The 4,957-nt window shown below is 55.4% G+C and carries 5 protein-coding genes and 1 pseudogene; 2 read left to right on the top strand and 4 right to left on the bottom strand.

What is annotated here, in order from left to right; genetic code table 11:
• Positions 1 to 503 (top strand): transposase (locus ACOCD2_RS12235; RefSeq protein ID WP_419592164.1); only part of this gene is annotated, 503 nt, incomplete at its 5' end.
• Positions 504 to 723: 220 nt separating this feature from the next.
• Here the strand turns inward: ACOCD2_RS12235 and ACOCD2_RS12230 are convergent.
• From ACOCD2_RS12230 to ACOCD2_RS12220, 3 genes are read right to left on the bottom strand one after another with little or no spacing between them, the layout of a single operon-like run.
• Positions 724 to 2,205: an ArnT family glycosyltransferase gene (locus ACOCD2_RS12230; RefSeq protein ID WP_293648451.1), complete on the bottom strand. Its 1,482-nt coding sequence runs from the start codon at positions 2,203 to 2,205 to the stop codon at positions 724 to 726.
• Positions 2,205 to 3,206, bottom strand: coding sequence for a glycosyltransferase family 2 protein (locus tag ACOCD2_RS12225; protein WP_293648448.1), 1,002 nt, complete (start codon positions 3,204 to 3,206; stop codon positions 2,205 to 2,207). Before ACOCD2_RS12225 ends, ACOCD2_RS12230 begins: the two co-directional genes overlap by 1 nt.
• The gene (locus ACOCD2_RS12220) at positions 3,193 to 3,624 is read right to left on the bottom strand and encodes a GtrA family protein (RefSeq protein WP_293648445.1); all 432 of its coding nucleotides are present in this window, start codon (positions 3,622 to 3,624) and stop codon (positions 3,193 to 3,195) included. Before ACOCD2_RS12220 ends, ACOCD2_RS12225 begins: the two co-directional genes overlap by 14 nt.
• 308 nt (positions 3,625 to 3,932) lie before the next feature.
• Here ACOCD2_RS12220 and ACOCD2_RS12215 point away from each other — a divergent pair, with 308 nt between their 5' ends.
• Positions 3,933 to 4,436 (top strand): TMEM165/GDT1 family protein, encoded by a 504-nt coding sequence (locus tag ACOCD2_RS12215; protein WP_293648454.1) that lies wholly within the window; start codon positions 3,933 to 3,935, stop codon positions 4,434 to 4,436.
• An 82-nt stretch (positions 4,437 to 4,518) separates the two neighbouring features.
• On the opposite strand, the pseudogene ACOCD2_RS12210 reads toward ACOCD2_RS12215, so the two are convergent.
• Positions 4,519 to 4,809, bottom strand: a pseudogene (locus ACOCD2_RS12210) (IS66 family transposase); the annotation flags it as partial.
• Positions 4,810 to 4,957 lie beyond the last annotated feature (148 nt).

The following is a 4,957-nucleotide window of genomic DNA, read 5'->3' as shown; positions in this document are numbered from 1 at the left end:
CCCTGCGGGCGAACCAACTGCGGCTGTACTTCTCTTCTTTCGCCTATGTCCTGCTGCATGGCCTGCGTCGGCTGGGGCTGACTGGTACGGCGTTTGCCAAGGCCCAGAGCACGACGATCCGTCTGAAGCTGCTGAAAATCGGCGCCCGTCTGCGCCTGACAGCACGCAAAGTCTGGCTGTCCTTCTCGGAAGCGTACCCCTACGCCAGCGATATCGTTCAGATTCTGGCCAATCTCAAGCAGCACCCTGCTTGGTCACCCCCCTGGATAAACCCTATTACATCCGGCAGCGTTGACACAACCGATCAGACTCCGGTGCTGAGGGGCCGACGCGTCTGTTCCGTCGAAAAAACATCCTCCAGAGCCCCTGAGAGAGCGAAAAACACGAGAATCTCTTCTCTTGGCGAGTACCTTGGCACGAGAAATGGGCTATCGGGCTATCTTGGCCACGTCCCGGCGCCCAAAAACGCCGGAACCAGGGGATCGGTGAGCGATGCGGGCTAGGAGTCTGTCGGATTTACTAACATGTGCAGAATAGTCCTGACCGACCCATTTATGCATCACAATGCGAAACCGCGTTATGGTTGTAGGTCGGGCTTTAGCCCGACAATCCACCGTTGTATGTCGGACTGAAGTCCGACCTACAGGTGAGTGTCATTTCATCATCTCGAATAACTTGTCAATGTGCGGACTATTATGCACCTCTTAGTATTAACCCAACAGCCTAGCGAGGGCACAACTCCCTGCCGGAAACCCGGGTAAGCACATAGCGGTTGTTCTCGAACAATTTCGTCAGGGAGGCGTTCACCTGCTGTTCCAGCTTCTGCCATCGCCACCTGGGAATGGCAACATAGTGGAAACCCGGAGGCATGTTGCCATGGCACAAATCCTTCAGGCTCGTCCTGCGGACATTCTCTTGCGCGTAGAACCTGGCAGAAAAAGGCGGTTTTCCAAGATAGTAGATCATTGTCGGTGTATGCCCTGCAGCCGTGGTTTCAGCGTCAATCGAATTCCGCACGAACTCAACCAGGCTCTTTTCCGATTTGATGCTATGAGGGTTCCTCGCGATCTCGATCAGAAACCCCATGGAAACCAACGGCACCAGCCAGATCAGAAGCAGGCTGACTATTCGGATGAACCTGTTTTTACTGAAAGCCGGCTCCAGCGCCATAGCCAGCAACAGGGCAAAGGCAGGCAGTGAAGGCAGTATATAGGTCCACAGCACATTGCCTGCGGGTGTAAAAAAAACTGGCGTGAACAGCGCCCAGAGCAACAGGTAGGCATTCACCGGCCGCACGATCGCGGACCGGAGCATTGACCTGCCTGCAGTACTGAACAAATGTCCCAGAAGCAGTACGATAGCGAGAAACCCCCAGGGAAATGCAGCAATCACCCAGTGTCCCCAGATGGCGCCTTTCACGTTCTTGTGAGCCGTACCGTACATGTCACCGCCCCAGCCGGGATCTATAAAGCGCATGAAGTGTTCGCCGACAATGAAATAGTTCAGGAATCCCGGCGTCTTCAATTCAGCGGCCACATACCAGGGCAGGCTGATCAGCAGGGTCAGCAGGCTCCCTTTCAGCCAGGGCAATGCCCTGAGGTGCTGAAGCGCGATACCGGATCTGTACAAAAAAGCCCAGACCGTGATGGGAGCAAATACCAGCACCAGAGCAAGAGGACCTTTCGCCAGCAGACCGATTGCCAGACCGAGAAAAAAGCCATAACGCCAGTACCAGCGCGGTTCCGCTACCGCCAGACAGAAGGCCGTCAGCGACCAGGTAACGCCCAGCGTGAGGAAAGGGTCGGTCAGTACGGCCCCCGATGACAGAAACACCAGCGCAGTTGTCAGGTAGATCAGGACGGCGCTTTGTGCTACCCGCCGGCTGCTTTGCTGCAGCGCGAAACGCCACAGCAGCCAAAGCGTCGCCAGTGTCGCCAGCAACGATGGCAGACGCACCGCAAATTCATTGATACCCAGCATCTTGAAAGACAGGGCTTCCAGCCAGAACGCCAATGGCGGTTTCCCCCAGAAAGGCGTTCCCGGCTCGAACCATAACGTGATCCAGTCATTGCCCGTCACCATGAGACGGGCAATTTCAGCGTAACGGGGCTCGGATGTATCCGTCAGAGGCACATAGGCCATACCGATCAGGCGCAGTACCACGATGGCCACAACCACGATAAAGAAGTTTATAGACTTCAGCATTACTGATCCGTATCGCCGGAATCTCCCCGGGGACCGGTAATGTCATGGATCAGGTACAGCGGGCGTTGCTTGCTTTCAACATAGGTCTTGCCCACATACTCGCCCAGAATGCCAATGGAAAGCAGTTGCACACCACCCAGGAAAGTGACAACCGCGATCAGGGAGGGATAGCCCCGTACGACTTCGCCGAGGAACAGCGTTTTCAGAATGATCCAGCAACCGAACAGCAAACCCAGCAAGGCAGTAAAGGCGCCAAGACCGATCATCCAGCGCAAGGGACCGATGGAGAATGACGTAATGCCCTCGAAAGCCAGCCCCAGCAGGGAAAAATAGTTCCATTTGGTCTCGCCGGCAGCGCGGGGAGCGCGATCATATTCGAGAATGATAGTGGGAAAACCCACCCAGGCGAACAAACCCTTCATGTACCTGTTGCGCTCAGGCAGCTGCAGCAGTGCGTCCAGCGCACGTCGGCTCATGAGCCGGAAATCACCCGTGTCCTCGGGAATGGTGAAATCAGAAAGACGGTTCAGCAGCCGATAGAAAAGATAGGCGCTGAAACGCTTGCTGTGAGTTTCCCCTTCCCGGGAACGGCGTTTCATGGTGACTACGTCAACACCTTCTTTCCAGGCGTCCAGCATTTTGGGGATCAGCTCCGGCGGGTCCTGAAGATCCGCATCCAGCACGATCACGGCAGCTCCTGAGGCCTGTGACAGCCCCGCCGTGAGCGCCGCTTCCTTGCCGAAATTGCGCGACAGTCGAACCGCTTTCACGACATCCGACTCACGCGCCAGCTCCACCATGTATTCTCCACTGCCGTCCTTGCTGCCATCATCCACCAACACGATTTCATAGGTGATAGCCAGGGGCTGCAATACCTCGCGAAGACGGTCATACAACTGTGGCAATACGGGTTTTTCATTGTAGACGGGTACCACGACAGACAATGTCGGTTCGGCTGCCTGTACATCCTCCGAAGCCCATGGGCCGTTACTCGCGCTCATGGAAAACCACCTTGTGATAAAGAGTAAAATTCAGGAGCGTTACCAGGGCTGTGGTCAGCAATTGCGCCCAGGCTGCATTGTTCAGCAGAAAACTGTACAGCAGATAGAACAGCAGGATATTCGCTACCCAGCCCACCAGTACTACCTTGAGGTAGTCCGGAATAACGGTAGTATGGGCTGTCTGGCATTTGAAAGTATGGTAGTACTGCATCAGATAATTGGTCACGGCTCCCGCTCCTGCGCCCACAGCTGTGGCCGGCGTGGCATTCATGCCGAACTGCATCAGCAGCCACATGAGCGACCAGTGCACCGCCGTGGCAAGCCCGCCACTGGTGAGGAACCGCACCCACAAACCGACAAAAGATGTAGCATTCGGCATCAGCGTCGGGTTGGCCGGCATTCTGTCCAATCCCGACATGCAGCAATCCTGCTGTCCCTCGTGGCACTGTCTGGAGGCAATCTGTGGCTGATCATCGGCGATGCTTGGAATCGTAAATTGGTGTTATTTTAACAGCTTGCCGGTGAACATGCGCCGGTATCCGTGCTCGGAACAGGTGGCTGCTGCCGTAGAAGATCCAAATGTCATCGACTGCTTTGAACTGTACAATGCATATCCCTCCTGAAGATATAGTTCCACTGATGGATCAAGACACCTCTTCTTCTGCCATTTCCCTGCTTTCCACTTTTGCGCTTATCGGCCTGGCTGAAATGGGAGACTAGAGTCAACTGGTCTGTCTTACCCTGGCGGCACGCTACCGGGCGCTGCCGGTACTCGCAGGCGCTGTGCTCGCTTTTGCCTTGCTGAATCTGGGTGCCGTACTGTTCGGTTCTGCCCTGGCTAAATGGCTGCCTCCACAATGGGTAACCCTGGCCGTAGGAATTCTCTTTCTGGCTTTCGGCCTGCACGCCATCCGTTCCGGGAATGTGGACGAAGAGCCTCTGGAAACGGAAACCCGGAGCGGGCGCAGCCTGTTGCTGAGTACCCTGCTGCTTATCGGTCTGGCTGAATTTGGTGACAAGACCCAGATAGCGGTCGCCGGACTGGCAAGCACATCAGACCCGACTGCGGTATGGCTGGGTGCGACCCTGGCGCTGGCCATGACTTCAGCAATCGGCGTATGGGCAGGACGAACCCTGCTGCAGCATATTCCCATACCACTGATGCATCGCATCAGTGGCATTCTCTTCCTGGCCATGGGCGGTTTTTCACTGGCCAGTCTGTTGATGTGATGTACTTCGCACTGTTTCAATGAAGCAGGACCCTACTGTCACCCAAGTGACAGTTCACACACCAAGGCTCCTCTATTCGTAACTACTCACCCCTATCAGCATAGAGCTGTCCCGAAAAGGCCATTTGAATGGCGACCAGCGGATTGTATCCCTGATTTGCCATGGTCTGCAGGTAACTGGAGATGCGGCAATAGGCCTCGGCGTGCTTTCTTGTCCGGAAGCACCCCGACACCTTCTGTTTGACCTTGCTCATTCTCAGGTCACGTTCGGCCCGGTTGTTGGTAAACGGCACGTGTGAGAGTCTGGCGAAGAGCAGTACTGCCATCTCATGCTTCTTCAGTCGTTCCCACAGGTTGTGCGCATCGGATTTGGCGACCCGGCCCCGTTTGCCGTTTTGTCTGAGCGTAACTACTCACCCCTAAGATGAGTACAAGCCTGCCTCGATGGATCTACAATCGCTTTTTCATGTCTGTAGAGGCTTGACATCATAGTACGCCGAGTCTATGCTATTGACCCAACAC

Origin of the sequence: Thiolapillus sp. (assembly GCF_048562965.1) — a bacterium.
Classification (GTDB): domain Bacteria; phylum Pseudomonadota; class Gammaproteobacteria; order Chromatiales; family Chromatiaceae; genus Thiolapillus; species Thiolapillus brandeum_A.
Note: the sequence above shows the minus strand (reverse complement) of the source record. Positions and strands in the feature narration are given on the sequence as shown.